General features: G+C 59.3%; 26 protein-coding genes, 4 tRNA genes and 1 pseudogene. 26 read left to right on the top strand and 5 right to left on the bottom strand.

Features of this window, described 5'->3' with window-relative positions:
- Window positions 1-31 precede the first annotated feature (31 nt).
- The 14 genes from AB7M22_RS06815 to AB7M22_RS06880 all read left to right on the top strand — a co-directional run bounded on the left by AB7M22_RS06815 (window position 32) and on the right by AB7M22_RS06880 (window position 12,966).
- The gene (locus AB7M22_RS06815) at window positions 32-655 is read left to right on the top strand and encodes a phosphoribosylanthranilate isomerase (RefSeq protein WP_008007215.1); all 624 of its coding nucleotides are present in this window, start codon (window positions 32-34) and stop codon (window positions 653-655) included.
- Window positions 656-919: 264 nt separating this feature from the next.
- Window positions 920-1,840, top strand: a complete 921-nt coding sequence (gene accD, locus AB7M22_RS06820; RefSeq protein WP_007905946.1) for an acetyl-CoA carboxylase, carboxyltransferase subunit beta — start codon at window positions 920-922, stop codon at window positions 1,838-1,840.
- A complete protein-coding gene (folC, locus tag AB7M22_RS06825) occupies window positions 1,837-3,144 on the top strand; it encodes a bifunctional tetrahydrofolate synthase/dihydrofolate synthase (RefSeq protein WP_454185660.1) in 1,308 nt (435 codons plus the stop codon). Before accD ends, folC begins: the two co-directional genes overlap by 4 nt.
- A complete protein-coding gene (locus AB7M22_RS06830) occupies window positions 3,128-3,793 on the top strand; it encodes an SPOR domain-containing protein (RefSeq protein WP_454185661.1) in 666 nt (221 codons plus the stop codon). The genes folC and AB7M22_RS06830 overlap by 17 nt, the downstream gene beginning before the upstream one ends.
- A 98-nt stretch (window positions 3,794-3,891) precedes the next feature.
- Window positions 3,892-4,452, top strand: coding sequence for a CvpA family protein (locus AB7M22_RS06835; RefSeq protein WP_008007221.1), 561 nt, complete (start codon window positions 3,892-3,894; stop codon window positions 4,450-4,452).
- Between the two features lie 41 nt (window positions 4,453-4,493).
- A complete protein-coding gene (gene purF / locus AB7M22_RS06840) occupies window positions 4,494-5,999 on the top strand; it encodes an amidophosphoribosyltransferase (RefSeq protein WP_007905939.1) in 1,506 nt (501 codons plus the stop codon).
- Between the two features lie 148 nt (window positions 6,000-6,147).
- Window positions 6,148-7,359 carry an O-succinylhomoserine sulfhydrylase gene (locus tag AB7M22_RS06845; RefSeq protein WP_048395135.1) on the top strand — a complete coding sequence of 404 codons (1,212 nt, stop codon included), beginning with the start codon at window positions 6,148-6,150 and terminating at the stop codon, window positions 7,357-7,359.
- Window positions 7,356-8,132 carry an SDR family oxidoreductase gene (locus tag AB7M22_RS06850; protein WP_454185662.1) on the top strand — a complete coding sequence of 259 codons (777 nt, stop codon included), beginning with the start codon at window positions 7,356-7,358 and terminating at the stop codon, window positions 8,130-8,132. Before AB7M22_RS06845 ends, AB7M22_RS06850 begins: the two co-directional genes overlap by 4 nt.
- 255 nt (window positions 8,133-8,387) lie before the next feature.
- Window positions 8,388-8,463, top strand: a tRNA-Val gene (locus AB7M22_RS06855).
- A 55-nt stretch (window positions 8,464-8,518) separates the two neighbouring features.
- Window positions 8,519-8,595: transfer RNA gene (locus AB7M22_RS06860), tRNA-Asp, on the top strand.
- A gap of 93 nt (window positions 8,596-8,688) precedes the next feature.
- Window positions 8,689-8,765 (top strand) — tRNA-Asp (locus AB7M22_RS06865).
- Window positions 8,766-9,024: 259 nt separating this feature from the next.
- The gene (locus tag AB7M22_RS06870) at window positions 9,025-9,534 is read left to right on the top strand and encodes a sigma-70 family RNA polymerase sigma factor (protein WP_007905929.1); all 510 of its coding nucleotides are present in this window, start codon (window positions 9,025-9,027) and stop codon (window positions 9,532-9,534) included.
- Window positions 9,531-10,475: a FecR domain-containing protein gene (locus AB7M22_RS06875; RefSeq protein ID WP_454185663.1), complete on the top strand. Its 945-nt coding sequence runs from the start codon at window positions 9,531-9,533 to the stop codon at window positions 10,473-10,475. Before AB7M22_RS06870 ends, AB7M22_RS06875 begins: the two co-directional genes overlap by 4 nt.
- A gap of 67 nt (window positions 10,476-10,542) precedes the next feature.
- Window positions 10,543-12,966: a TonB-dependent siderophore receptor gene (locus tag AB7M22_RS06880; protein WP_454185664.1), complete on the top strand. Its 2,424-nt coding sequence runs from the start codon at window positions 10,543-10,545 to the stop codon at window positions 12,964-12,966.
- A gap of 99 nt (window positions 12,967-13,065) precedes the next feature.
- Here AB7M22_RS06880 and AB7M22_RS06885 read toward each other — a convergent pair.
- A pseudogene (locus AB7M22_RS06885) lies at window positions 13,066-14,351 on the bottom strand (NAD(P)/FAD-dependent oxidoreductase).
- A 183-nt stretch (window positions 14,352-14,534) separates the two neighbouring features.
- Between AB7M22_RS06885 and AB7M22_RS06890 the strand changes: the two are divergent.
- The 4 genes from AB7M22_RS06890 to AB7M22_RS06905 all read left to right on the top strand — a co-directional run bounded on the left by AB7M22_RS06890 (window position 14,535) and on the right by AB7M22_RS06905 (window position 16,640).
- Window positions 14,535-14,611 (top strand) — tRNA-Val (locus AB7M22_RS06890).
- A 247-nt stretch (window positions 14,612-14,858) separates the two neighbouring features.
- The gene (locus AB7M22_RS06895) at window positions 14,859-15,326 is read left to right on the top strand and encodes an anti-virulence regulator CigR family protein (RefSeq protein ID WP_454185665.1); all 468 of its coding nucleotides are present in this window, start codon (window positions 14,859-14,861) and stop codon (window positions 15,324-15,326) included.
- Window positions 15,327-15,504: 178 nt separating this feature from the next.
- The gene (locus AB7M22_RS06900; RefSeq protein ID WP_454185666.1) at window positions 15,505-15,972 is read left to right on the top strand and encodes a hypothetical protein; all 468 of its coding nucleotides are present in this window, start codon (window positions 15,505-15,507) and stop codon (window positions 15,970-15,972) included.
- Between the two features lie 212 nt (window positions 15,973-16,184).
- Window positions 16,185-16,640 (top strand): DUF2214 family protein, encoded by a 456-nt coding sequence (locus tag AB7M22_RS06905; RefSeq protein WP_454185667.1) that lies wholly within the window; start codon window positions 16,185-16,187, stop codon window positions 16,638-16,640.
- Window positions 16,641-16,832: 192 nt separating this feature from the next.
- Here the strand turns inward: AB7M22_RS06905 and csrA are convergent, their stop codons facing one another.
- Window positions 16,833-17,027 carry a carbon storage regulator CsrA gene (csrA, locus tag AB7M22_RS06910; RefSeq protein ID WP_007905913.1) on the bottom strand — a complete coding sequence of 65 codons (195 nt, stop codon included), beginning with the start codon at window positions 17,025-17,027 and terminating at the stop codon, window positions 16,833-16,835.
- Window positions 17,028-17,276: 249 nt separating this feature from the next.
- Here csrA and AB7M22_RS06915 point away from each other — a divergent pair, with 249 nt between their 5' ends.
- Window positions 17,277-17,642, top strand: coding sequence for an SPOR domain-containing protein (locus AB7M22_RS06915; RefSeq protein ID WP_454185668.1), 366 nt, complete (start codon window positions 17,277-17,279; stop codon window positions 17,640-17,642).
- 73 nt (window positions 17,643-17,715) lie between these two features.
- Here the strand turns inward: AB7M22_RS06915 and AB7M22_RS06920 are convergent, their stop codons facing one another.
- The 3 genes from AB7M22_RS06920 to AB7M22_RS06930 all read right to left on the bottom strand — a co-directional run bounded on the left by AB7M22_RS06920 (window position 17,716) and on the right by AB7M22_RS06930 (window position 19,951).
- Window positions 17,716-18,405: an endonuclease gene (locus AB7M22_RS06920; RefSeq protein WP_454185669.1), complete on the bottom strand. Its 690-nt coding sequence runs from the start codon at window positions 18,403-18,405 to the stop codon at window positions 17,716-17,718.
- A gap of 4 nt (window positions 18,406-18,409) precedes the next feature.
- Window positions 18,410-18,700 (bottom strand): DUF1654 domain-containing protein, encoded by a 291-nt coding sequence (locus tag AB7M22_RS06925; protein ID WP_454185670.1) that lies wholly within the window; start codon window positions 18,698-18,700, stop codon window positions 18,410-18,412.
- A 162-nt stretch (window positions 18,701-18,862) separates the two neighbouring features.
- Entirely contained in the window at window positions 18,863-19,951 is a 1,089-nt protein-coding gene (locus tag AB7M22_RS06930; RefSeq protein WP_454185671.1) for an asparaginase, read from the bottom strand.
- 336 nt (window positions 19,952-20,287) lie between these two features.
- Here AB7M22_RS06930 and AB7M22_RS06935 point away from each other — a divergent pair, with 336 nt between their 5' ends.
- The 7 genes from AB7M22_RS06935 to rbsD all read left to right on the top strand — a co-directional run bounded on the left by AB7M22_RS06935 (window position 20,288) and on the right by rbsD (window position 26,831).
- Window positions 20,288-20,740, top strand: coding sequence for a hypothetical protein (locus AB7M22_RS06935; protein WP_454185672.1), 453 nt, complete (start codon window positions 20,288-20,290; stop codon window positions 20,738-20,740).
- Window positions 20,741-20,909: 169 nt separating this feature from the next.
- Window positions 20,910-21,866 carry a sugar ABC transporter substrate-binding protein gene (locus AB7M22_RS06940; RefSeq protein WP_007905901.1) on the top strand — a complete coding sequence of 319 codons (957 nt, stop codon included), beginning with the start codon at window positions 20,910-20,912 and terminating at the stop codon, window positions 21,864-21,866.
- Window positions 21,867-21,922: 56 nt separating this feature from the next.
- Window positions 21,923-23,476 carry a sugar ABC transporter ATP-binding protein gene (locus AB7M22_RS06945; RefSeq protein WP_454185673.1) on the top strand — a complete coding sequence of 518 codons (1,554 nt, stop codon included), beginning with the start codon at window positions 21,923-21,925 and terminating at the stop codon, window positions 23,474-23,476.
- Complete coding sequence (locus tag AB7M22_RS06950) at window positions 23,473-24,450, top strand: ABC transporter permease (RefSeq protein WP_007905898.1); 978 nt, start codon at window positions 23,473-23,475, stop codon at window positions 24,448-24,450. Before AB7M22_RS06945 ends, AB7M22_RS06950 begins: the two co-directional genes overlap by 4 nt.
- Before the next feature lie 3 nt (window positions 24,451-24,453).
- The gene (locus tag AB7M22_RS06955) at window positions 24,454-25,473 is read left to right on the top strand and encodes a LacI family DNA-binding transcriptional regulator (protein ID WP_454185674.1); all 1,020 of its coding nucleotides are present in this window, start codon (window positions 24,454-24,456) and stop codon (window positions 25,471-25,473) included.
- Window positions 25,474-25,512: 39 nt separating this feature from the next.
- Window positions 25,513-26,430 carry a ribokinase gene (rbsK, locus tag AB7M22_RS06960; RefSeq protein ID WP_454185675.1) on the top strand — a complete coding sequence of 306 codons (918 nt, stop codon included), beginning with the start codon at window positions 25,513-25,515 and terminating at the stop codon, window positions 26,428-26,430.
- Window positions 26,427-26,831 carry a D-ribose pyranase gene (rbsD, locus tag AB7M22_RS06965; protein WP_454185676.1) on the top strand — a complete coding sequence of 135 codons (405 nt, stop codon included), beginning with the start codon at window positions 26,427-26,429 and terminating at the stop codon, window positions 26,829-26,831. The genes rbsK and rbsD overlap by 4 nt, the downstream gene beginning before the upstream one ends.
- The last annotated feature ends 20 nt before the right edge of the window (window positions 26,832-26,851 follow it).

Raw genomic sequence — 26,851 nt, forward strand, 5'->3', positions numbered from 1 at the left:
TTTCCCGGATTTGTCCTGAGGTTCTATCGACATGTCAGCCGTTCGCAGCAAAATTTGTGGGATTACCCGCATAGAGGATGCGTTGGCGGCGGTCGAGGCCGGGGCTGATGCCATCGGATTTGTGTTCTACGCCAAAAGCCCGCGGGCCGTGACGTTTCAGCAGGCGAGGGCGATCATCAAGGCCTTGCCGCCGTTCGTGACCACCGTGGGTTTGTTCGTCAATGCCAGCCGCTGCGAGTTGGGGGAAATCCTCGACGCCGTGCCGCTGGACCTGTTGCAGTTCCATGGCGACGAAACCGCGGCCGACTGCGAAGGCTGGCATCGGCCATACATCAAGGCGTTGCGGGTCAAGGCCGGCGACGACATCGCAGCAGCTTGCGATGCCTACGCCAGTGCCAGCGGGATCCTGCTCGACACGTACGTCGAAGGCGTTCCAGGGGGAACCGGTGAAGCGTTCGACTGGTCTCTGATACCGCAAGGCCTGAGCAAGCCGATCATCCTGGCTGGCGGTTTGACACCGGACAACGTCGCCGAGGCGATTGCCCGGGTTCGGCCTTACGCGGTGGACGTCAGCGGTGGAGTAGAGGCGAGCAAGGGCATCAAGGATCACGCAAAGATTCAGGCATTCATCAAAGCTGTACGCAGGAGCCTGTAGGAGCTGTCGAGTGAAACGAGGCTGCGATCTTTTGATCCGGATGTTGATGTGACGGCTGGCAGACTGCCGCCGTCCACTGCTCTGTACAAAAGAGGTGCACCTGCACACAGCAGGCACGGCTGAGGATTGATGGGTTGTACGCAGGTCACGTCTCGCTGGCCCGGCCACCCGATCAATCATCGCCACACATATGAATTTAGCTCAAGGGCATACGCGGGGCTGCGAACCAGAGCGTTCGGGCCGCCGGTACTGGAGAAAGAAAGCATGAGCAACTGGTTAGTAGACAAACTGATCCCTTCGATCATGCGTTCCGAGGTCAAGAAGAGCTCGGTGCCTGAAGGTCTGTGGCACAAATGCCCGTCTTGCGAGGCGGTGCTGTATCGTCCGGAGCTGGAAAAGACCCTGGACGTTTGCCCCAAGTGCAACCACCACATGCGTATCGGCGCTCGCGCGCGCATCGACATCTTCCTCGACGCTGACGGCCGTGCCGAACTGGGCGCGGACCTGGAGCCGGTTGACCGTCTGAAATTCCGCGACGGCAAGAAGTACAAGGATCGCCTCACCGCTGCGCAAAAGCAGACCGGCGAAAAAGATGCACTGATCTCCATGAGCGGCACCTTGCTGGGCATGCCCGTCGTGGTATCGGCCTTCGAATTCTCCTTCATGGGTGGTTCGATGGGCGCCATCGTCGGTGAGCGCTTCGTGCGCGCCGCCAATTACGCCCTGGAAAACCGTTGCCCGATGATCTGCTTCGCCGCCTCCGGTGGTGCGCGGATGCAGGAAGCGCTGATCTCCCTGATGCAAATGGCCAAGACCTCCGCGGTGCTGGCGCGTCTGCGTGAAGAAGGCATTCCGTTCATCTCGGTACTGACCGACCCGGTCTACGGCGGTGTTTCCGCCAGTCTGGCGATGCTCGGCGACGTGATCGTCGGTGAGCCGAAGGCCCTGATCGGATTCGCCGGTCCGCGCGTTATCGAACAAACCGTTCGCGAAAAACTGCCGGAAGGCTTCCAGCGCAGTGAGTTCCTGCTGGAGCACGGCGCGATCGACATGATCATTCACCGTCAGGAACTGCGTCCGCGTCTGGGTAACCTGCTGGCACAAATGATGGGGCTGCCGACACCAAAATTCGTCGCCGCGCCGATCGAGCCGATCGTGGTTCCGCCGGTGCCTGCCAACATATGACCCAACGCACCCTTGGCGAGTGGCTCGCCTACCTTGAGCAGTTGCATCCTTCGGCCATCGACATGGGGCTGGAGCGTTCGCAGCAGGTAGCGTCCCGCATGGGACTGGGCAAGCCGGCGCCTCGGGTGATCACGGTCACCGGCACCAACGGCAAGGGTTCTACCTGCGCGTTCGTGGCTTCGTTGCTGCGGGCGCAGGGCCTGAACGTGGGTGTCTACAATTCTCCGCACCTGCTGCGTTACAACGAGCGGGTGCAGGTCAATGGCGTCGAAGCCACTGACGCCCAGCTGTGCGAAGCCTTCGCAGCGGTCGAGGCCGGTCGTGGCGACACTTCCCTGACGTACTTCGAAATGGGCACCCTGGCGGCGTTCTGGCTGTTTCAACAGGCAGGGCTTGATGCAGTGGTGCTGGAAGTGGGGCTGGGCGGGCGTCTGGACACGGTCAACGTGGTCGACGCGGACATGGCGCTGGTCACCAGCATCGGCGTCGATCACGCGGATTATCTGGGGGATACCCGTGAGTCCGTGGCTTACGAAAAAGCCGGTATTTTCCGCCAGGGCGCGCCTGCGCTCTGTGGCGATCTGAATCCCCCTCAACCTCTGCTGGATAAAGCGCGCGAGCTCAATTGCCCGTTTTTCCTGCGTGGGCGCGATTTCGACCTGGGTATCACCGATCACAACTGGCAATGGCGCGGCCTTGATGCTCAAGGGCGTGCAGTCGAGTTGCATGATCTGCCATTGCTCGATCTGCCGATGGAGAACGCCGCACTGGCATTGCAAGCTTACCTGCTGCTCGGTTTGCCTTGGGTGGATGCACAGATTATTGAAGCCTTGAAAGCGACACGCGTGGTCGGTCGTCTCGATCGCCGTCAGTTCGACTGGCAGGGCAAGCGTCTGAATGTGTTGCTGGACGTGGGGCACAACCCCCATGCGGCAGAATACCTGGCCCGTCGTCTGGCCAGTCGGCCGCCGGCAGGCAAGCGTCTGGCGGTGTTCGGGTTGTTGGCGGACAAGGATCTGGATGGTGTTGTCGGTGAATTGAATGCTAGTGTCCAGCATTGGGCTGTCGCCCCGCTGGATTCGCCGAGGGCGCGGCCCGTCGAGCAGTTGCACGCGGCGTTGCAGGATCTTGGTGCCTCGGTAACGTCCTATGACAGCGTGGCCGCCGCCCTGGAAGGGCAGTGCGCGCAGGCGACGAGCGACGATGAAATTCTGTTGTTCGGATCATTTTATTGTGTCGCCGAGGCCCTTGAATGGCTGGCCCGGCGCTCCACGGAGGAAGCGGCAAATGGCTTTGCTGGATAAGGCGTACAAGCAGCGCATGGTCGGTGCCCTGGTGTTGGTGGCGTTGGCGGTGATTTTCCTGCCAATGCTGTTTTCCCGTCAGGACGAACAGCGCCAGGTGAGTGTCGACGCGCCGGCTGCACCGCAAGCACCGGCTGTGCCGCAAGTGCAGATTGAGCCGGTGGTGGTGCCTGAACCGCAGGCGTTGCCGCAGGAGCCTGTGCCAAGCGATGAGGAAATTGCCGCGCAGCAAGCGCCTTCGACGCCGATTGCGCCAAGTGCTCCTGTAGCACCGCCACCAGCGCCACCAGCTGCCAAACCGGTCACGCCTCCGGTGCCAGTCGCCAAGCCTGCGCCAGCACCTGCCCAGCCAATCGCTGCTGCACCGACCAAGCCGGCTGCCACCCCAAGCCGCGTTGATGCCAATGGTCTGTCGGTCAGCTGGTCCGTGCAACTGGCCAGCCTGTCGAGCCGTGAGAGCGCTGAAAGCCTGCAGAAAACCCTGCGCAGCCAAGGCTATAACGCCTATATCCGTTCCGCCGATGGCAAGAATCGGGTATTCGTCGGGCCGCTGATCGAGCGCGCGGAAGCCGATCGTCTGCGAGACTTGTTGAGTCGCCAGCAGAATCTCAAAGGTTTTGTGGTGCGTTTCCAGCCTGAGCGCGGTTGAAGCTATCGCCCCGATTTTAAAAGCACTGACAATCTCAGCTTACCGATAGTCATGGGCTCTGCTAAAATGCGCCGCCTTATCTGTCTGTAGGCTGCACTGTGCCATTTACCTGGGTTGACTGGGCGATCGTTGCAATCGTCGCCATCTCCGCTTTGATCAGTCTTAGCCGCGGCTTCGTCAAAGAAGCACTCTCGCTGCTGACCTGGATCATCGCAGGAGCCGTTGCCTGGATGTTCGGTGGCTCATTGTCCGAGTACCTCGGCGGATACATCGAAACGCCGTCGGCTCGCGTGATCGCGGGCTGTGCCATCATGTTTGTCGCCACTTTAATCGTGGGCGCAATGATCAATTATCTTATCGGCGAGTTGGTTCGCGTCACCGGGCTATCCGGGACCGATCGATTCCTCGGCATGGCCTTCGGCGCCGCGCGTGGCGTGTTGCTGGTGGTCGTGGCGGTCGGGCTGTTGAGCCTGGGGCCGGTACAGCAGGACGGGTGGTGGAAAGAATCACAGCTCGTGCCAAAATTTCTATTGGTCGCAGACTGGTCCAAAAACCTGATTCTTGGGTGGAGCAGTCAGTGGCTTGCCAGCGGAATCAGCGTACCCGCTGATATACCGTTCAAGGAGCACCTCTTGCCGACGGCCAAAACGCCTCAGTGAGTTGTGTTCAGTTCAGATCCATTAAGTAGGGGTTGCGTCGCATGTGTGGCATCGTCGGTATCGTCGGTAAGTCGAACGTCAATCAGGCGCTGTATGACGCGCTAACCGTCCTCCAGCACCGCGGCCAGGACGCTGCCGGTATCGTGACCAGCCATGATGGCCGGTTATTCCTGCGCAAGGACAATGGCCTGGTACGTGACGTGTTCCATCAGCGTCACATGCAGCGCCTGGTCGGGCACATGGGCATTGGCCATGTGCGTTACCCGACCGCGGGCAGCTCGACCTCGGCCGAAGCTCAACCGTTTTACGTCAACTCGCCGTACGGCATCACTCTGGCGCATAACGGTAACCTGACCAACGTTGAACAACTGGCCAAGGAGATTTACGAATCTGACCTGCGCCACGTCAACACCAACTCCGATTCGGAAGTGCTGCTCAACGTGTTCGCACACGAGCTGGCCCAGCGCGGCAAGTTGCAGCCGACCGAAGAAGACGTGTTTGCTGCCGTCACCGATGTGCATAATCGTTGCGTCGGCGGTTACGCGGTCGTGGCGATGGTGACCGGTTACGGCATCGTCGGTTTCCGCGATCCGCACGGCATCCGCCCGATCGTTTTCGGTCAGCGTCACACCGACGAAGGCGTCGAGTACATGATCGCCTCCGAAAGCGTTTCGCTGGACGTACTCGGTTTCACCCTGATTCGCGACCTGGCACCGGGCGAAGCGGTCTACATCACTGAAGACGGCAAGCTGCACACCCGTCAGTGCGCGACCAACCCGTCGCTGACTCCGTGCATTTTCGAACACGTCTACCTGGCGCGTCCGGACTCGATCATCGACGGCGTCTCGGTCTACAAGGCCCGCCTGCGCATGGGCGAGAAGCTTGCCGAGAAGATCCTGCGCGAGCGTCCGGATCACGACATCGACGTGGTTATCCCGATTCCGGACACCAGCCGCACCGCGGCCCTGGAGCTGGCGAACCACTTGGGCGTCAAGTTCCGCGAAGGCTTCGTGAAGAACCGCTACATCGGCCGGACCTTCATCATGCCGGGTCAGGCTGCACGGAAAAAATCCGTACGCCAGAAGCTCAACGCCATCGAGCTGGAATTCCGCGGCAAGAACGTGATGCTGGTGGACGACTCGATCGTTCGCGGTACTACCTGCAAGCAGATCATCCAGATGGCTCGCGAAGCCGGCGCCAAAAACGTCTATTTCTGCTCCGCGGCACCGGCCGTGCGTTACCCGAACGTCTACGGCATCGACATGCCGAGCGCTCACGAGCTGATCGCCCACAACCGTTCGACCCAGGACGTGGCTGACCTGATCGGCGCTGACTGGTTGATCTATCAGGACCTGCCTGACTTGATCGAAGCGGTCGGTGGCGGCAAGATCAAGATCGAGAAATTCGATTGCGCGGTGTTCGACGGCCAGTACGTCACCGGCGACGTCGACGAGGCTTACCTGAACAAGATCGAGCAGGCACGTAACGATGCCTCCAAGGTCAAGACCCAGGCAGTCAGCGCGATCATTGATCTGTACAACAACTGAGTAAGAACCGGCCTGTAGGAGCGAGGCTTGCCCGCGAAGCTTTTGGCGTTCCCAAAGGCCTCTTCGCGGGCAAGCCTCGCTCCTACAATGGTGTCCTGCCTCAAGGCCGGTTTTGTATCTACTACCGAACAAGGCAAGGAGTGACAGCATGAGTCAGGATTGGGATGCCGGTCGGCTGGACAGCGACCTCGAAGGCGTAGCGTTCGATACCCTGGCCGTACGCGCCGGTCAGCACCGCACGCCGGAAGGCGAACACGGTGATCCGATGTTCTTCACTTCCAGCTACGTATTCCGTACCGCCGCCGACGCGGCTGCGCGCTTTGCTGGCGAAGTTCCGGGCAACGTTTACTCGCGCTACACCAACCCGACCGTGCGCGCGTTTGAAGAGCGTATTGCCGCGCTGGAAAGCGCCGAGCAAGCCGTGGCTACTGCCACCGGCATGGCTGCGATCATGGCGGTGGTAATGAGCCTGTGCAGCGCCGGCGATCACGTGCTGGTATCGCGCAGCGTGTTCGGTTCGACCATCAGCCTGTTCGAGAAGTACTTCAAGCGCTTCGGCATCGAAGTCGATTACGTCCCCCTGGCGGACTTGTCCGGCTGGGATGCGGCGATCAAGGCCAACACCAAGTTATTGTTCGTCGAGTCGCCCTCCAACCCGCTGGCCGAGTTGGTAGACATCAAGGCGCTGTCGGAAATCGCGCACGCCAAGGGCACGATGCTGGTGGTCGACAACTGCTTCTGCACCCCTGCGTTGCAGCAGCCGTTGAAGCTGGGCGCGGACATCGTTGTGCACTCGGCGACCAAGTTCATCGACGGCCAAGGTCGTTGCATGGGCGGCGTTGTGGCCGGTCGTAGCGAGCAAATGAAAGAAGTCGTCGGTTTCCTGCGTACTGCCGGGCCGACCCTGAGCCCGTTCAACGCCTGGATCTTCCTCAAGGGTCTGGAAACGCTGAGCCTGCGCATGAAGGCGCACTGCGCCAATGCCCAGCAACTGGCCGAATGGCTGGAGCAGCAGGACGGTATCGAGAAAGTCCATTACGCCGGCCTCAAGAGCCATCCGCAGCATGAGCTGGCCCAGCGTCAGCAGAAGGGTTTCGGTGCGGTCGTGAGTTTCGAGGTCAAGGGCGGCAAAGAGGGCGCCTGGCGCTTTATCGATGCGACGCGCCTGATCTCCATCACCGCCAACCTGGGCGACAGCAAAACCACTATCACGCACCCGAGCACCACCTCTCACGGCCGTCTCGCGCCGCAAGAGCGTGAAGCGGCGGGGATTCGTGACAGTCTGATCCGCGTAGCGGTTGGCCTGGAAGATGTGGCAGACCTGCAGGCCGATCTGGCGCGCGGGTTGGCTGCCTTGTGATCGAGTTGTCGACGCCGACTACGGGTACCCATGGCCGCGTCGCGCTGGTCACCGGTGCTGCGCGCGGCATCGGTCTGGGGATCGCGGCCTGGCTGATCAGCGAAGGCTGGCAGGTGGTGTTGACCGATCTGGATCGCGAGCGCGGTTCGAAAGTGGCGAAGGTACTTGGCGAAAACGCCTGGTTCATCGCCATGGACGTCGCGAACGAAGCGCAGGTGGCGCTGGGCGTGGCTGAGGTGCTGGGACAGTTCGGACGCCTGGATGCGCTGGTGTGCAATGCGGCGGTGGCCGACCCGCACAACATCACCCTGGAAAGCCTTGATCTGGCCTACTGGAACCGGGTGTTGGCGGTGAACCTCAGCGGGCCGATGCTGTTGGCCAAGCACTGTGCGCCGTACCTGCGTGCTCACAACGGCGCCATCGTCAACTTGGCCTCGACCCGTGCCGGGCAGTCAGAACCTGACACGGAGGCTTATGCGGCGAGCAAGGGCGGTCTGTTGGCCCTGACTCACGCCTTGGCCATCAGCTTGGGGCCGGAGATTCGCGTCAATGCGGTCAGCCCGGGCTGGATCGACGCGCGAGACCCGGCAGCGCGGCGTGCCGAACCACTGACCGACGCCGATCATGCGCAGCATCCGGCGGGAAGGGTAGGGACGGTCGAGGACGTGGCGGCGATGGTGGCGTGGTTGCTGTCCAAGAACGCCGGTTTCGTCACGGGTCAGGAATTCGTGGTCGATGGTGGCATGACCAAGAAGATGATTTACAGCGAGTAATAGGATGGGGCGCTGTCTCCAGCATTGATGTTGAATGTGCCGCCATCATCGCGAGCAGGCTCGCTCCCACATTAGAAAGCATGTTGTCTGAATAAACGCGGTCCCCTGTGGGAGCGAGCCTGCTCGCGAAAGCGGTCTGACGGTTGCCGACCTCGTTCGGAATGACACGATTTTGTCTTTTTTCGAAAAACTTCAAGCAGGGTATTGACTTAGCTTCGGTACCTGCGTAAATTTCGCGGCCTCGGAGATGCAAACGGGTGATTAGCTCAGCTGGGAGAGCGTCTGCCTTACAAGCAGAATGTCGGCGGTTCGATCCCGTCATCACCCACCACTTCCGAGAGTCTTGCGAAAGCAAGATGGAAGCTTTTAAAAGCCTCCACCGACGCGCAGCGGTAGTTCAGTCGGTTAGAATACCGGCCTGTCACGCCGGGGGTCGCGGGTTCGAGTCCCGTCCGCTGCGCCATATTTTCCGAGTCAGGTTTACCTGCCTCGAGATTGAAAAGCCTCGAAGCTTTCCAGTCAGACGAGTTACTTGGGCGAAAGTCCAAAGCGATACGCAGCGGTAGTTCAGTCGGTTAGAATACCGGCCTGTCACGCCGGGGGTCGCGGGTTCGAGTCCCGTCCGCTGCGCCATATCTGCTTCAAGGCCCACTGAACGCCTTGGAGCTACGAAGCAAGCCGCTGGTAAAGCCAGTGTCTGTTTCGAGTCGATAGCAAAGACCCTGGTCGAAAGACCGGGGTTTTTTGTGTCTGCGATTTGGCTTTTTCTCTCTCACGTCTTACCCGCCCAACCTTTCTGCGCCCCAATTGAATAAAGGACTTGGTTCACAGCTCCGACATTAATTAGAATCACTCTCATTTACGATAACTCCTTGGCACAGGGCTTCTTGAGATGAGTGATGCAGCGATGCCGAAGGAGCAAACCTTCCACGACCTGTACCGCGATCACCGTGGCTGGCTGGAAGGCTGGTTGAGAAGACGCATGGGCAATGGCTGTGATGCGGCGGACCTGAGCCAGGATACGTTCCTGCGTTTGCTCGCCAGCTCTCAACGAATTGCCGATCTGCAAGAGCCTCGTGCCTATCTGCTGACCGTGGGCAAACGCCTGCTGAGTAATTTCTATAAACGACGAAGCCTTGAGCAGGCTTATCTGACGGCACTGGCGGCATTGCCGGAAGACTGTGTGCCATCGCCCGAACAGCGCTGGTTGTTGCTCGAAACCCTGCAAGCCCTGGATGAACTGCTCGATGGACTGCCAGCGGCGGTGCGTAGGGCGTTTCTCTGGAGTCAGCTGGAAGGTTTGAACTATCAGCAAATCGCCGAGCGCCTGCGGGTATCGGAGCGCACGATCAAACGCTACATGGCGCAAGCCTATGAGCATTGCCTGTTGGTGGAACTGTGAACAGTCCGGTGCCCGATGCCCGTCAGGCGGTGCGAGCTGCCGCGCAGTGGCTCGCATTGCTGGAATCTGGAAGTGCCAGTGAGCAGGATCGTGCGAATCTGCAGCGTTGGCGCGACAGTTGCGTCAGTCACGAGCAGGCTTGGCAGAAGGCTCAAGCCTTGCGTCAGCGGTTTGCCAGTCTGCCTTCGGCGCTGGCGCTCAAAAGTCTGGATCGCCCCGAGCCGGGTCGGCGTGTAGTACTCAAGCGTGCATTGGGTGCGGTGGCGTTGGTGCCGGCCGCTTGGCTGATCAGTCGACAATTGCCCCTGGATGTCTGGCGAGCCGATCTGCATACGGCCACCGGAGAGCGCAAACAGGTGCAGCTCGCTGATGGCAGTTCCTTGCAGCTCAACACGGCCAGTGCCGTCGATGTGGATTTGCAGGGCCGTCGCTTGAAGCTGATTGAGGGCGAACTGTCGCTGAAGGTCCCGAGTGCATCGCCGCTGACGATCCAAACGAAGTTTGGACAGATCATCGTCAGCCAAAGCGAAGTCTGTGTTCGTCAGGAAGCGCGCGGTTGCCGTGTGTCGGTGTACAGCGGCGCCGTGCAATTGCAGCCCTTGCAGGGGCCGGTGTTGGCTTTGCGCAGTGGTCAACAAGTCAGTCTTCAAGCCGTCGGCGTCGGGCCGATCAGCCCATTCGATGTGCTTGCGCCGGGTTGGCGAGAGGGCGTGCTAATGGCGAAAAACCAGCCGCTGGGAGATTTCCTGCGCGAACTCAGCACGTATCGACCGGGCGTGCTGCGTTGGGAGCCGGAGCTTGAAGCGTTGCGGGTCACCGGCAGTTTCCGCCTGGACGACACCGATCGCGTCCTCGCATTGCTCGCGGCCAGCCTGCCGCTGGAGGTGCATTCACATACCCGGTATTGGGTGACGTTGCTGCCGCGCAAAAATAGTGTGTGAAGCCTGTCCCCTTTTTTCGGCTCGCTTGTCATTCAAGGCATGTGAACGAATCAAGAGAGCTATTTCAATGCCCGCAGTAATACCTTGCTGTCCGCGTCCGGCTTCTTCCCGCCTGCGTCCGTTGTTGCACTTGAGTCTGTTGTTGGGCCTGAGTGCCAGTCCGTTGTTCATCAATGCCAGTTGGGCCGAAGACAGTGCCCGGCGCAATTATCAGGTGCCTGCCGGCAGCCTGAGCGATGCGCTGACCCGGTTTGCCGGTCTGTCTGGCGTCAATCTCTCGGTCGATCCGGCACTGGTGGGCGGTCGCACCAGCCCTGGTCTTTCCGGCGAATACGCGGTCGAGGAAGGCTTTGCCCGGCTGTTGCAGGGTTCTGGTCTGCAACTGCAGCCGGTGGGCGAACAGGCCTACATCCTGACTCCGGCGCCAGAAGGCAGCAGCCTGCAACTGGCCCCCACCTCGATTCTCGGTGCCACGGGCGGGGCGGACGGCGAGGTGTATGCCGGCGGCCAGGTCGCGCGCCGCGGTTCGCAAGGTTTGCTGGGCTCGAAAGACTTTATGGAAACGCCGTTCAGCATGACCACCTACACCGGTGAGGCGGTCAAAAACCTGCAGGCTCGTACCTTGGGCGACCTGATCGCCAGTGATCCTTCGGTTCGTGCCACCAACCCGGCGGGTGGGCGTTATGAGCAGTTCACCATTCGCGGGCTCAGCCTGTTCAACAGTGATGTCGCCTACAACGGTCTCTACGGTGTCTTGCCGACCTATACGATCGACATGGCGATGGCCGACCGCGTCGACATCCTCAAAGGTCCCACCCAGCTCATCAACGGCATTTCGCCGCGGGGCAGTGTGGGTGGTGGAATCAACGTGGTGCCCAAGCGCGCGACCGACAAGCCCATCACTTCGTTTACCGGTAGCTACGCTTCCGACAACCAGGTCGGTGGGGCCGTGGATGTCGGTCGGCGCTTTGGTGAGGACAACAAATTCGGTATTCGTTTCAACGGCGTGAAGCAGTCCGGTGACACCGAATGGGATCATCAGAGTGTCGACCGCGAGATGGCCGTGTTGGGCCTGGATTTTCGCGGTGAGCGCCTGCGACTCTCGACAGACCTCGGGCGCACCGAACGTGATACCGACGCCCCGCAGGAGCGCGTGCAGGTCGGCACCAATGCGAAAGTTCCAAATGCGAACGATGTCCGCGACAACTATGCGCAGCCCTGGAGCAAGGCGAGCACCAACGACACGTTCGGGGCGGTGAACGGTGAATTCGATGTCAGCGATTCCGTCATGCTGTACGGCGGTGTGGGCGCGCGTAAAAGCAATCATGACTTTCTCCGGCATGCCGTTGCTGTCACCAATGACGCTGGCGATTTCAGCGTTCAGCCGCGAGATTTCACCCGTGACGAAAATGTCCGGACGGCCACGGCAGGGGTGCGCAACTGGTTTCATACCGGCCCGGTGAGCCATGAGATCAACCTGGCCGCCAGCTATTTCTACATGGATTTCGAAAATGGCGGCGCCCGTTATGCCGCGTCCCGCAGCAACCTCTACGACCCGGTGGAAACACCAACTCCTGGCAGACCGACTCGACTCGATTCGAAGGTCTACACCGAGAACCGCTTCAGCGGCGTGGCGTTGTCCGACACGCTGGGCTTCTTCGATGACCGGCTGCTGCTGACCCTCGGCGCCCGCTGGCAGCGCGTGAAGGTTGATGACTGGACAGATGACGTCAAAGGCGCCACTGCCTACGATGAGGAAAAGGTTTCTCCGTCGGGCGGCATCCTGTTCAAGGCAACCGATAAGCTGTCGCTGTATGCCAACTACATGGAGGGCCTGAGCCAGGGCAAGATCGCGCCGTCGACCTCTGTGAACGAGGACGAGATATTCCCGCCGTTCATCAGCCGCCAGGTCGAGGTTGGCGCCAAGTATGACGCGGGTGCGTTCGCCGTGACTGCCGCGGTGTTCCGGATCAAGCAGCCGGCCTATGAGACCAACGCCACGACGCGGGTTTTCGGCCCGAACGGCAAGCGTGAGAACACGGGTGTGGAACTGAGTGTGTTCGGTGAACCGCTCAAAGGCTTTCGCCTGCTCGGCGGTGTCATGTACATCGACAGCGAGTTGACCAATACCACCAATGGCACCTATGACGGCAACCGGGCACCGGCTACGCCGAAATACAACGTCAACCTGGGCGCCGAGTGGGACGTACCGACCATGCAGGGCCTGACCCTGACCAGTCGCGGCCTCTATTCCAGCTCGCAGTATCTGGACCAGTCCAACAACAAGGAAATCGACGCCTGGGAGCGTTTCGACGTGGGTGCACGCTACGCGTTCAAGGTTGACGAAAAGAACATCACCCTACGTGCCAATGTCGAGAACGTGGCGGACAAACGCTACTGGAGTTCGGCTGGGGCCTCGGATGACAGCGAGCCTGGCTTGACGTTGTCGACCCCGCGCACCTACCTCCTTTCGGCGACGGTCGACTTCTGAGTCAGCGACGGGGCCGCTTTTCGTAGGCGCCAGGCTTGGTGGCGAAGGCGCACTTGATGCCGCCTTCGCCGGCAAGCCTTGCGCCAACTTGTCTATCGATCAGTATCCGAACTTGTCCCGCAATCCGTAATACCAGGCGCCCAACGCAGCGAACGGTGTACGCAGCAATTGTCCGCCCGGGAACGGGTAGTGGGGCAGGTCGGCAAAGGCGTCGAAGCGCTCGGCCTGGCCGCGCAATGCTTCGGCCAGTACCTTGCCCGCCAGGTGCGTATACGTCACGCCATGGCCGCTGCAACCTTGGGAATAGTAGATGTTGTCGCCCAGCCGTCCGACTTGGGGGAGGCGCGATAGCGTCAGCAGGAAATTGCCGGTCCAGGCGTAATCGATTTTCACGTCCTTGAGCTGCGGGAAGGCCTTGAGCATCTTCGGTCGAATGATCGCCTCGATGTTCGCCGGATCGCGCGCGCCATAGACCACGCCGCCGCCGAAAATCAGGCGTTTGTCAGCGCTCAGGCGGTAGTAGTCGAGCAGGTAGTTACAGTCTTCGACGCAGTAGTCCTGGGGCAACAGGCGCTTTGCCAATTCATCGCCCAAGGGTTCGGTGGCGATCACTTGAGTCCCGCAGGGCATCGACTTGGCCGCCAGTTCCGGCACCAGGTTACCGATATAAGCATTGCCGGCGACGATGATGAATTTGGCCCTGACCTTGCCCTGAGGCGTATGCACCACCGGATTGGCGCCGCGCTCGATGCGCACCGCTGGCGACTGCTCGTAAATAGTGCCGCCCAGCGACTCCACGGCTGCTGCCTCGCCCAAGACAAGGTTGAGCGGATGAATATGCCCGCCGCTCATGTCGAGCATGCCGCCGACGTATTGATCGCAAGCCACCACTTCACGGATGCGTCGCTGATCCAATAGCTCAAGTTGCGTGTGACCGAAACGCTCCCACAGGCGCTTCTGGGATTCCAGGTGACCCATCTGCTTGGCGGTAATGGCGGCGAACACACCGCCGTCCTTCAGGTCGCACTGGATGTTGTATTTGGCCACCCGCTCACGAATGATCCGTCCACCCTCGAACGCCATTTGCCCCAGCAGCTGAGCTTGCTTGGGACCGACACTGCGCTCGATCACATCGATATCACGGCTGTAGCTATTAACGATCTGGCCACCGTTGCGCCCCGATGCGCCAAAACCCACTTTGGCGGCTTCCAGGACCGTTACCCGAAAACCGTTCTCCAGCAGAAACAGGGCAGAGGACAGGCCGGTATAACCGGCGCCGATGACACAGACATCAGTCTCTACATCATCCTGCAAGGCCGGGCGCGCGGCGGCGCTGCATTAGCCGATGCGGCGTAATAGGACTCTGGGTAGGGAGTGTTCGCCATCCTGCAGCCTCTGTTTAATATATTTTACGAGTGCATCGATCCTACCCGAGTTAAAAAATGACCGCCAGCCACCGGAAAATCTTCTTTGCCGCAGCAAAATTAAATATTTTGCATATTCATAGGGTTAGGTGAAAAAAAGGTGTTGACACCCCTCCGGAATTCCGTAGAATGCCGCCTCACAGCAGGCACGTAGCTCAGTTGGTTAGAGCACCACCTTGACATGGTGGGGGTCGTTGGTTCGAGTCCAATCGCGCCTACCAAACAAAATCCGCTCTGCTGGGCGGTCTAGAAGGGCTCACCGAAAGGTGGGCCCTTTTTTGTTGTCTGTGTTTTGCAAAAACTTTTGCAAAACCCCCCAGCTATCAACTGACTGGGCCAGTTCTGCTCTCCATTCGTTCGGTTTTCCCCATATGGCCCTGTCGCCGCCTCCCATTAACACAGCTTCTGAACTAACACTCCCATAACCGTCTACATTGCAGGGGGCATCCCCTTTCTGAGAGAACGGATATGTTTAGATCTCGCTCGTTGATTGCCGCTATGACGTGTCTTGCCTTGGCGTCCGGTTCAATGACTGCATTGGCCGACCCGGGAAACGGGAAGGGCCAGGGAAGCGGCAAGGGAAATCCACAAAACATCCAGGACCATGGCAACGCCAGCCATGGAAATAAAGGCAAAGGTTCGGGAGGTGATGATTGGAGTCACGGCCCGAGCATCAACCACGGGAGTGTCCTTGGAATCGTGGGTGGTTATCGCGACTACTGGAGCCCCGGGCCCGCCTTGCCACCCGGCATTCAAAAAAATCTCGCACGCGGAAAACCATTACCGCCGGGGATCGCCAAGAAACTCGATGGCCGATTGCTCGGCAGGCTTCCACACTACGATGGCTACGAGTGGCGACAGGCTGGCACTGACTTGATATTGATAGCGATCGCTACCGGAATCATCTATGAAGTTCTCAATGGCGCGTTCGATTGATATGAAAGCGACAAATTCCAACCGCTCCCTCGCCGCATAGCGACCGGCAAAATCACGGGAAGCAATGTGCATTGTTCGATAACTGCACATTGCCTGCCCGCTGGTCGTCAACCTTTGAACTGTGTGGTGCCGAAACAGTCAATTACTCCGTGCGATATCAACCTCACGGAACCCACCCATGTCATTAAAAAACAAGAGTTTTGCAGCTGTCATGTCATGCGTGCTGATGCTTGCAGCCGCCCCATTATTGCCCGCTGATCTGTCCATCATGAGTTCCGCCTACGCGAAGGATGGTGGTGGTGGCGGTGGTGGTAACGGTGGTGGCAATGGCGGCGGTAACGGTGGTGGTCATGGTGGCAGCGGTAATTCCGGCCATTCTGGCGGCGTCAGCAGCAATGGTCACGGCGCAGGCTTAAGTAGCGATCATGAAGGCAAAGCCGTCCGCGACCATGGTCTCAGTGGCAACCACTACGGTAACGATCGTAACGGTGATCGCGGCCGTGGTTCAGTCACTTCGGGCATTGCCCATTCCAGGGATGCGCGAGGGGTGGCGAAGGCCTCAGCCATTTCGGCCTCCAGGCCTGGCGATCACAACACGAAAGGGTTGAGTAACGCTCGCACTTCGATTTCAAAAAGAACGCATTGAGTCAAAGACTCTCAAGCCGGGTGTCCATCAGGAGCCCGGCTTTTTTGTGCCTGTTATTTGCCAATTGAGTCTGACGTTGAAACACCCGGCATATTGGTCGCCCTGGCGGTGGTGATGTGCGGGTAATCAGCGGAGCCAGGTACGTGGGCAAATCCCCTCCGATGAACTACTACTGTAGGGCTGTTTCAACTTCGTCTGTAGGGAGTATGTCGATGCTGATTCACTGGTTTCTGGCGGCGATTCACCTGTTGGCCTTTGCGCTGGGCTTCTGGGCGGTACTGACCCGCGGTACGGCTTTACGTCGTCTGATTGCCGGGGTGGGGGAGGCGCGCAGCGTTTTGGTTGCGGATAATCTGTGGGGGATCTCTGCAGTCATTCTCTTGGTCACGGGTGGGATGCGAGCCTTTGGCGGGTATGAAAAAGGCAGTGATTACTATCTTCACCAACCGCTGTTTCATCTCAAAATGACGCTCTTCGTCCTTATCCTGTTGCTTGAAATTGCGCCGATGGTGGCGCTGATCAAATGGCGGATTGCGCTGGGGCGTGGGGCGGCGATCAATACCGGGCGCGCAACACTGTTTGCCCGTATCAGTCATATCGAAGCGCTGCTGCTGATGCTGATGGTCGTGGCCGCCACGGGCATGGCGCGTGGGGTAACGTTTGGTTAGCCAGGAAGGAGGAAGCTCTTTCTCGCAGTAAATCCGAAACGTCTGACAGTCATGGCATGAGCGGGGGCGGTAGTATCGGCTCCACGTTGCGGCGGTATCGCAAAGAGGCTGGGCAGAGGGCGATGCGGTGCTTGAATCTTTAGCCAGCCGTTATTCGAGGCAGAATGGGCTGGCTACTGACCACAGCAGGATTCAGGGTGTTTGCGGTTTGTCTGGGGCGGTCAGGCCGGCCTGAATGCGTTGATAGATTTCTTCGCGATGCACCGCAACGTCTTTCGGGGCGTTGATGCCAATCCGGACTTGCTGGCCGCTAACGCCCAGAATGGTGATCGTAATGTTGTCACCGATGTTTATGCTTTCACCGACTTTGCGGGTGAGTATCAGCATGGTTTTCTCCTTGATTGCTTTGTAGGGCACCTGATTCGGACAGTGCAGAGGTCGGTATAGATATAGATTAGTGCGAAGTCTCGCAGTTTGGGTGCCTCTTTCTGACGCGCAGATGCTGCATTAATTCCCAAGGCGTAACTATACAGAGGCCGCAACCATCATTCTCGTTGTTTTGTGCCCATTTTGCGGCGCTCGAGCAGGATCCATGAGTGTTAAAATCGCCGCTTTCAGCATTCAGAGGGAAGCGTTGTGCGCAAAATGGCCTTGGTAATCGCAGTATTGACGTTGGCCGGGTGCGATGAGGGTAAGGGGGTTGGCGCGCAAAAGCCGCAACCGACAGTCGCTTCCGCACCCGCGGCGACAACCGGTCCGCAATGGGACGTCGAAGTGCGTGGCGAAACCCCCCAGGCGGTCAGCGACCTGAGCGGCTGGTTGATTGAGCATAGCTTCGTTTCCAACGTCATCAGGGAGAATGGAAAGGTTCGTATTCTGGTCGGACCGTTCAATTCGAAAGCCGAGGCAGAAGCCAAGCAAGCTGAAGTGACGGCAGCGCTCACCCGGGCGAAAAAAAGGAACATCGAGTCGTTGGTCGTTGAACACCCGACGGCACAATAATCAAAAACGCCGATTAGAAACGAACAAAGGCCTGGGGTGTAATGCCCCAGGCCTCTGTGTTTTCAGCGGCCGGTCAGCCGCAGGTTTTCATGTCTACCGGGCCGACAAACTCGTTGCCGCGCCCCATCACGCACGCCACGCTCTGGTTGCGCTGACGTTCCCAGGCCTGTACCGGATAGGTCTTGTTCCAGGCTTCATACAGTTGCCGATCCTGTTTTGACAGGCGCAAGCCGTACTGCTTGCTCATGTAGAAGTAAGTCCGGGCGATCATGCCGCGAATGGAAGGGCGGGGCATGACCTTCTTCGCCTTGAAGTCGACCTGTGTCAGGCACGAACCGTATTGACCGGTTTGCACTGGCAACCAGCCGAAGCTGAAGTTGCTGCGATCGCCATTCACCTCGCCGATGCTTGGCACCAGATTGTGCAGATCGGCCTCGGCTTTCTGATAGGTCGGGTCGTACCGCGTGCAGTTCTTGCGACCGCCTTGTTGCCAGCATTCGCGTTGATGGCCGATCTGCCAGGCCGGCACAATGTGTTCCCACTCAATACGCGAGGCGCGTTTGGCGTTTTTGCGCGGCACATAACCGCAGGCGGCCAGGTCCACGCGGTTGCCGGTGTATTTGCAGCCGCAATAAAACTCGGTGGATTGCGGAGCGTACAACTTCCACGCGACTTTCTTGGCTTCGTTGAAGGTGCGTGGGGCGCCAGCCTGGGCGCCGAGGGTGATGAACAGAAGCAGTAAAGCAAGCCAGCGGACACTCATTGACTCAATCTTCCTTCGGCACAACCCAGAAAATCTGCACACCGCCATCGTCGCGATGGGCGAGGGTGACGTTGTCGTTCTCGTCGATTTCTTCGAGCAAGCGCTCCCACTCATCCACGGGTTCGTCTGGAAGACGGAAGATCAGTGCAGCTTTGGCTTTCTGGGCGGTGGGGGAATTGATGATTTTCTGAACGCGCATACCCAGGCGTTCGTAGGCGTCAGGAGAGGCAGAGGGAGTGGCCACGGAATAATCCTTATTAAGCTGTACGTGCATACAGTATTTAACTGTAAGCATTTTCGCAACTGCTTAAAATTCAAGAAAATCCTCTGACAGTAGTTTTTTCCGTTTGGTGTAGGACGATGGGGATTTTTTTATCGGAAAAGGTCGTGAACCACTCACCAAGGCTGGCGAGTGGTGGCAGCGGTGCCCGACCAGGACAGGTCGGGCGAGGGCGGATCAGTATTCCCAGAACATCCGTTGCAGCTCTTTGCTGTCGTTGGTCTTGGTCAGCGCGACCATGGCCAGGATGCGGGCTTTTTGCGGGTTCAGGTCGTTAGCCACAACCCAGTCGTACTTGTCGTCAGGCTGTTCGGCGTTACGCAGTACGAAACCACCGGCGTTGACGTGGGAAGAACGAATGATTTGTACGCCGTCCTTGCGCAGGGCTTGCAGGGCGGGAACCACGCGAGACGAAACCGAGCCATTGCCGGTACCGGCGTGGATGATGGCTTTGGCGCCCGATTGAGCCAGGGCTTTGTAGGCGGTGTCGCTGACGTTGCCATAGGAATAGGCGATTTCGACGTCAGGCAGGCTCTTGATGGTTTTGATGTCGAATTCCGAATCCATGGTGTGGCGCTTGGCTGGCAAGCGGAACCAGTAGGATTTGCCTTCGACCACCATGCCCAGTGGGCCCCAGGCACTTTTGAATGCCTCGGTCTTGATGTTGATCATTTTGCTGACATCGCGACCCGACTGGATTTCATCGTTCATGGTCACCAGTACGCCTTTGCCGCGCGCGTCTTTGCTGCTGGCCACGGCGACGGCGTTGTACAGGTTCAGCATGCCGTCGGCCGACATGGCGGTACCAGGGCGCATGGAGCCTACGACGATGATCGGCTTGTCGGTTTTTTCCACCAGGTTGAGGAAGTAAGCGGTCTCTTCCAGCGTGTCGGTGCCGTGGGTGATGACAATGCCATCGACGTCTTTGCTGTCGGCCAGCTCAGCTACGCGATGGCCCAGTTGCAGCAGGTTGTCGTTGGTGATGCTTTCGGACGCGATCTGCATGACCTGTTCGCCGCGAACGTTGGCCAATTGGCTCAGTTCCGGAACCCCTGCGATCAACTGTTCGATACCGACTTTCGCCGCTTGATAGGTGGCGCTATTCGCGGCACTGGCTCCCGCGCCGGCAATGGTGCCGCCGGTGGCCAGGATCACCACGTTAGCCAATTTCTGTTGGGTTTCGACTTCTTTTGCCTGAAGGGCGGTGGGCAGAAGCAATAGCAGGGCCAAAGCGCCCGGAATAAAAGTGTTGAAGGCAGATTTCATTATTGTTTTCTCTCGTAGTGAAACGTTGCGGATGCAGGTTCATCTAGACACGGCCCCAAGCAGATCTGAACGCCGGGGGTGTAGGAGAAGAGCAGGATCTGTACCAGCCTGATACTCAACAATAAGATCTTTTAACCCGATGATTTTTATATGAATTATTGAAACGTCTGGAAAAGTATTCGCATTTGGTCATCCGGGTTTCCGAACATGGGTAGCTTTTACGTTCGGCTCTCCGACCACCATTAAGACAGTCGACTTGCAAAATCGGAAATCAGTGCTAAAGAAACCCCCGCGCAGGTCGATGCTCCTTTAAAGGGATCTTTTCCAGGAGTTCATATGTCGTTTACTGTCGGTTTTCCAAATGCAGGCGCAATTACTATCGCGGGCAAGTCCCCGGCGACCATCAATGCCTTGAGTGAAGCGACCTCCGACGCCTCGGCCCAAGCGCTGGGTGAAGAGGAGGGGAGCGACAACCAAGTCAGAACCGGTGGTGCTGCGCAGACTCAGGGCGAAACCAAATCCGAAAAAAGCAGCAATCAAAGTATTGCGGTGCAGGTACTGCTCAAGCGCATGCAGGAACTGCAGCAGCAACTGCGCGAACAGCAGCAACAACTGGCGGCCGCTCAGGCAGCGAATTATCCGACTCCGGATGCCAAAGCCACCGCGGTCATGTCGATTCAGGGGCAAATCGCCGATACCAGCGGTGCGCTCGCGCAAGTGACAGGCAATCTGGTCAAAGAGCTGGCCAAGGGTTCCAGCAGTGGCAATCTGGTCAGCACCACGGCGTGATGTAAAAGGGCCAACCGAGACACATAACGGGTCGTTGACAAATCTCGGCAGGGTTCGCATAGTTCGGTCTACGCAAACGTTTGCGCGGTCACCCTTAATGGCTTGATCCCGTAAGGGCAGAGTCCCGCGCAAGCGTTACTCAGAATAATCATAAGATCGGAGTGAACCCATGAAGCTGCCATTCGCTGGACGTCTTCTCGCTGTCGCAATGCTGGCTGCCGCATCCGCCGCTTTGCCTGTATCTTCGGCTTTCGCCGAAACCCCGGAAAAACCTAAAGTCGCACTGGTCATGAAATCCCTGGCCAACGAGTTCTTCCTGACCATGGAAGACGGCGCCAAGTCCTACCAGAAAGACCACTCCGGCGACTTCGAACTGATCTCCAACGGCATCAAGGACGAAACGGACACGGCCGGCCAGACGCGTATCGTCGAGCAAATGATTTTGTCCAAAGTCAACGCGTTGGTCATCGCCCCGGCAGACTCCAAGGCCATGGTCCCGGTCATCAAGAAAGCAGTCGATGCCGGCATCACCGTAATCAACATCGATAATCAGCTGGACCCGGCCGTGGTCAAAAGCAAAAACATCACCGTTCCGTTCGTAGGCCCGGACAACCGCAAAGGCGCGCGTCTGGTGGGTGAGTACCTGGCCAAACAGCTGAAGGCTGGCGACGAAGTCGGCATCATCGAAGGCGTTTCCACCACCACCAACGCCCAGCAGCGTACGGCGGGCTTCAAGGATGCGATGGAGGCGGCGCAGATCAAAGTCGTGTCCCTGCAGTCCGGCGATTGGGAAATCGACAAGGGCGGCAAGGTTGCCTCGTCGATGCTCAGCGAATACCCGAACATCAAGGCCCTGTTGGCCGGCAACGACAGCATGGCCGTCGGCGCAGTATCTGCCGTGCGCGCGGCGGGCAAGGCCGGCAAGGTGCAAGTGGTCGGTTACGACAACATCAACGCCATCAAGCCAATGCTCAAGGATGGCCGCGTCCTGGCCACCGCCGACCAGTTTGCTGCCCGGCAAGCGGTGTTCGGCATTGAGACTGCGCTGAAAATCATCAAGGGCGAGACAGTCGATAGCGGCGTCAATGGCGTCATCGAAACTCCGGTAGAGCTGGTTACCAAGTAGTCCTTCTGGCGACACAACGGTGCTCGCCTCTTGGGGCGAGCACATGGAGAGTTTTTATGTCCGTTTGCGCCCCGAACGCTGTCCTCTCGGTCAGCGGTATCGGTAAAACCTATGCCCAACCCGTCCTCACCGGTATCGACCTGACGCTGATGCGCGGTGAAGTGCTGGCGCTGACCGGTGAGAATGGTGCCGGCAAAAGCACGCTGTCGAAAATCATTGGCGGACTGGTCACGCCGACCACCGGCCAGATGCAATTCCAGGGGCAGGATTACCGTCCCGGCAGCCGGAGCCAGGCCGAAGAGCTGGGCATCCGCATGGTCATGCAAGAACTCAATCTGTTGCCGACGTTGTCGGTGGCGGAAAACCTGTTTCTCGACAACCTGCCCAGCCACGGTGGCTGGATCAGCCGCAAGCAATTGCGCAAGGCGGCAATCGAGGCCATGGCCCAAGTCGGCTTGGACGCCATCGATCCAGATACTTTGGTTGGCGAACTGGGTATCGGCCATCAACAAATGGTGGAGATCGCCCGCAATCTGATCGGCGATTGCCACGTGCTGATTCTCGACGAGCCGACAGCAATGCTCACGGCCCGTGAAGTCGAAATGCTGTTCGAGCAGATCACTCGTCTGCAGGCTCGTGGCGTGTCGATCATTTACATTTCCCACCGCCTCGAAGAATTGGCTCGGGTGGCCCAGCGCATTGCGGTATTGCGCGACGGCAACCTGGTCTGTGTCGAGCCGATGGCCAATTACAACAGCGAGCAGCTGGTCACCCTGATGGTCGGCCGTGAATTGGGCGAGCACATCGACATGGGGCCGCGCAAGATTGGTGCGCCGGCCTTGACGGTCAAAGGGCTGACCCGTTCCGACAAAGTCCGCGATGTGTCCTTCGAAGTGCGCGCCGGCGAAATTTTCGGAATTTCCGGTTTGATCGGGGCAGGGCGCACCGAGTTACTGCGCCTGATCTTCGGCGCCGATACAGCTGACAGCGGCACCGTCGCGCTGGGAGCGTCGGCTCAGGTGGTGAGTATTCGTTCGCCGGCCGACGCGGTTGGTCACGGCATCGCGCTGATCACCGAAGACCGCAAGGGCGAAGGCCTGCTGCTGACGCAATCGATCAGTGCCAACATCGCCTTGGGCAATATGCCGGTGATTTCCAGCGGCGGCTTCGTCAATAACAGTGACGAGATGTCTCTGGCCCAGCGTCAGATCAACGCCATGCGCATTCGCAGTTCCAGCCCTACGCAACTGGTCTCGGAACTGTCCGGCGGCAATCAGCAGAAAGTCGTGATCGGCCGCTGGCTCGAGCGCGACTGCACGGTGATGCTGTTCGACGAGCCAACCCGTGGCATCGACGTCGGCGCCAAGTTCGATATCTACGCATTACTCGGTGAGTTGACCCGTCAGGGCAAAGCGCTGGTAGTGGTGTCCAGCGACTTGCGCGAACTGATGCTGATCTGCGATCGCATCGGTGTGCTGTCGGCAGGGCGTCTGATTGACACCTTCGAGCGTGACAGCTGGACCCAGGATGATTTGCTTGCTGCCGCTTTCGCCGGCTACCAAAAACGTGATGCGTTGCTCAACGAAGCAGCGCCTAGGGATCTTCCATGAATACTGCATCTTTGGCCGGCAAACGTAGTGGCAATTTTTACGGCCTCGGCACTTATCTGGGCCTGGCCGGTGCCTTGCTGGCGATGGTCGCGCTGTTCTCGGTCCTGAGCAGTCATTTCCTGTCTTACGACACCTTCAGCACCCTGGCCAACCAGATTCCCGATTTGATGGTACTGGCGGTCGGCATGACCTTCGTATTGATCATCGGCGGTATCGACTTGTCGGTGGGGTCGGTACTGGCGCTCGCGGCCTCGGCGGTCAGCGTGGCGATTCTCGGTTGGGGCTGGAGCGTCTTGCCTGCGGCCTTGCTCGGCATGGCGGTGGCGGCATTGGCCGGGACCATCACCGGCTCGATCACCGTGGCATGGCGGATTCCGTCGTTCATCGTGTCCCTCGGCGTGCTGGAAATGGCGCGGGGCCTGGCGTATCAAATGACCGGTTCGCGCACCGCCTACATCGGTGATGCCTTTGCCTGGCTGTCCAACCCGATCGCCTTCGGCATCTCCCCGTCATTCATCATCGCCTTGCTGATTATCTTCATCGCCCAGGCCGTGCTGACGCGTACGGTGTTCGGTCGTTACCTGATCGGCATCGGCACCAACGAAGAGGCGGTGCGTCTGGCGGGGATCAATCCGAAACCCTACAAGATCCTGGTCTTCAGTCTGATGGGGCTGCTGGCCGGTATCGCCGCGTTGTTTCAGATTTCTCGCCTGGAAGCGGCGGACCCGAATGCCGGTTCCGGTCTGGAGCTGCAGGTGATCGCCGCGGTCGTGATCGGCGGCACCAGCCTGATGGGCGGGCGCGGCTCGGTCATCAGCACGTTCTTTGGCGTGCTGATCATCTCTGTACTGGCGGCCGGTCTGGCGCAGATCGGCGCGACCGAACCCACCAAACGCATCATCACCGGTGCGGTGATCGTGGTGGCGGTGGTGCTTGATACTTATCGCAGTCAGCGCGCAAGCCGGCGGACCTGAGTCATGGCAACAATCAAGGATGTAGCGGCACTCGCGGGCATTTCCTACACCACGGTTTCCCACGTGGTGAACAAGACGCGGCCGGTCAGTGAGGAAGTGCGGGTCAAGGTCGAGGCGGCGATCAAAAGCCTCGACTACGTGCCCAGTGCCGTGGCCCGGTCGTTGAAAGCGAAAACCACCGCGACCATCGGCCTGCTGGTGCCCAACAGCCTCAACCCGTACTTCGCCGAGTTGGCCCGTGGCATTGAGGATTACTGCGAGCGCAACGGCTATTGCGTCATCCTCTGCAACTCCGACGACAACCCGGACAAACAACGCAGCTACCTTCGCGTGTTGCTGGAAAAACGCATTGACGGCTTGATCGTTGCTTCTGCCGGTGGTGACAGCGGCCTTGCCGCAGGTCTGGCGGGTGTGCGTACGCCAATGGTGATCGTCGACCGAGGCCTGGAAGGCGTCGATGCGGATCTGGTGCGCATCGATCACGAATACGGTGCCTATCTGGCGACCCGGCACCTGCTGGATCTGGGGCATCGGGACATCGCCACGATTGGTGGACCGGCAAGTACCAGCGTGGCGCAGATGCGTCTGGCCGGTTATTGCCGCGCCCTGAAAGAGGCGGGTGTCGAAGTGCCGCGCGAGCGCATGCTGGAGAGCGACTTCACCAGCACGGGCGGTTACAACGCCGCCGCGATCCTGTTGGAAAAGAACCCGCCCAGCGCGATCTTCGCCGGTAACGACATGATTGGCATCGGTGTGTTGCGCGCCGCTGCCGAGCGCAATATTCGTGTGCCCACCGAGCTGTCGGTGATCGGCTTCGACGATATCCAGATGAGCCGTTACGTCTATCCGGCGCTGACCACCGTGGGCCAGTCGATCCTGAAACTTGGCGAGATGGCGGCCGAAGTGCTGTTGCGCAGGATTACCACACCGGGTCTGGCGACCGATCAGCGCATCGTGATGCCCAGTATTGTCCTGCGAGAATCGACCGCGCCGCTAGCCAGTGTGTTCGCCCAATACCGCTAAAACCAAAAGCACCGCAGAAACAGAATTGACGAGTGATGTATGCCAGCAAAAGTAGTGGTAATAGGCAGCTTGAACATGGACCTGGTAACCCGGGCGCCACGGCTGCCCCGTGGTGGTGAAACGCTAATCGGCCAATCGTTTGCCACGGTTTCCGGTGGCAAGGGCGCGAACCAGGCCGTGGCCGCGGCCCGGCTGGGGGCGCAGGTGTCGATGGTCGGTTGTGTCGGCAGCGACGCCTATGGCGAAGCGCTGCGCGGGGCGTTGTTGGCCGAGCAGATCGATTGCCAGGCGGTCAGTACGGTCGAAGATTCCAGCGGCGTGGCGTTGATCGTGGTCGATGACAACAGTCAGAACGCGATCGTGATTGTTGCCGGTGCCAATGGTGCGCTGACGCCTGAAGTGATCGACCGTTTCGACGCGGTGTTACAAGCGGCGGATGTCATCATCTGTCAGCTGGAAGTGCCGGATGCCACGGTCGGCCATGCTCTGAAGCGCGGTCGTGAGCTGGGTAAAACCGTGATTCTCAATCCGGCGCCGGCCAGCCGCCCGCTGCCGGCGGATTGGTATGCGGCCATCGATTACCTGATCCCCAACGAAAGCGAAGCCTCGGCCTTGAGCGGTTTGCCGGTGGACTCCCTGAGCACCGCCGAAACCGCCGCGGCCCGCTTGATCGCCATGGGTGCTGGCAAAGTGATCATCACCCTGGGTTCTCAAGGATCACTGTTCGCCGATGGCAAACGCTTCGAGCATTTCCCGGCAGCGAAAGTGAAAGCGGTCGACACCACCGCGGCTGGCGACACGTTCGTCGGTGGTTTCGCAGCGGCCTTGGCAGCCGGTAAAAGCGAGGCCGAGGCGATCCGTTTCGGCCAGGTCGCCGCAGCGCTGTCGGTCACCCGGGCTGGCGCGCAACCTTCGATTCCTACCTTGTCCGACGTACAGGCCTATAAAGCACCATGAAAAAGACTCCTTTGCTCAACGTCGCGCTGTCGCGGCTGATCGCCTCCCTTGGCCATGGCGACACAGTCGTAATCGGCGATGCCGGTCTGCCGGTTCCGCCCGGCGTCGAATTGATCGACCTGGCCTTGACTCACGGCATTCCGGATTTCATCAGTACCTTGAATGTTGTGCTTAGCGAAATGCAGGTCGAAAGCCATGTGCTGGCCCATGAGATTCTGGACAAGAAACCGTCGGCCTTGAGTACGCTGGATGAACTGAATGCCGAAGGTGCGCTGGGCCGGCGCGAACTGCTCAGTCACGACCAATTCAAAGCACTCAGCCGACAAGCACGGGCGATTGTTCGTACAGGCGAATGTCAGCCGTACTGCAACATCGTTTTGGTGGCTGGAGTAACGTTTTAACGTTCCGTTCTTCCCACGCA

The organism is Pseudomonas sp. ADAK2 TE3594 (assembly GCF_053628675.1).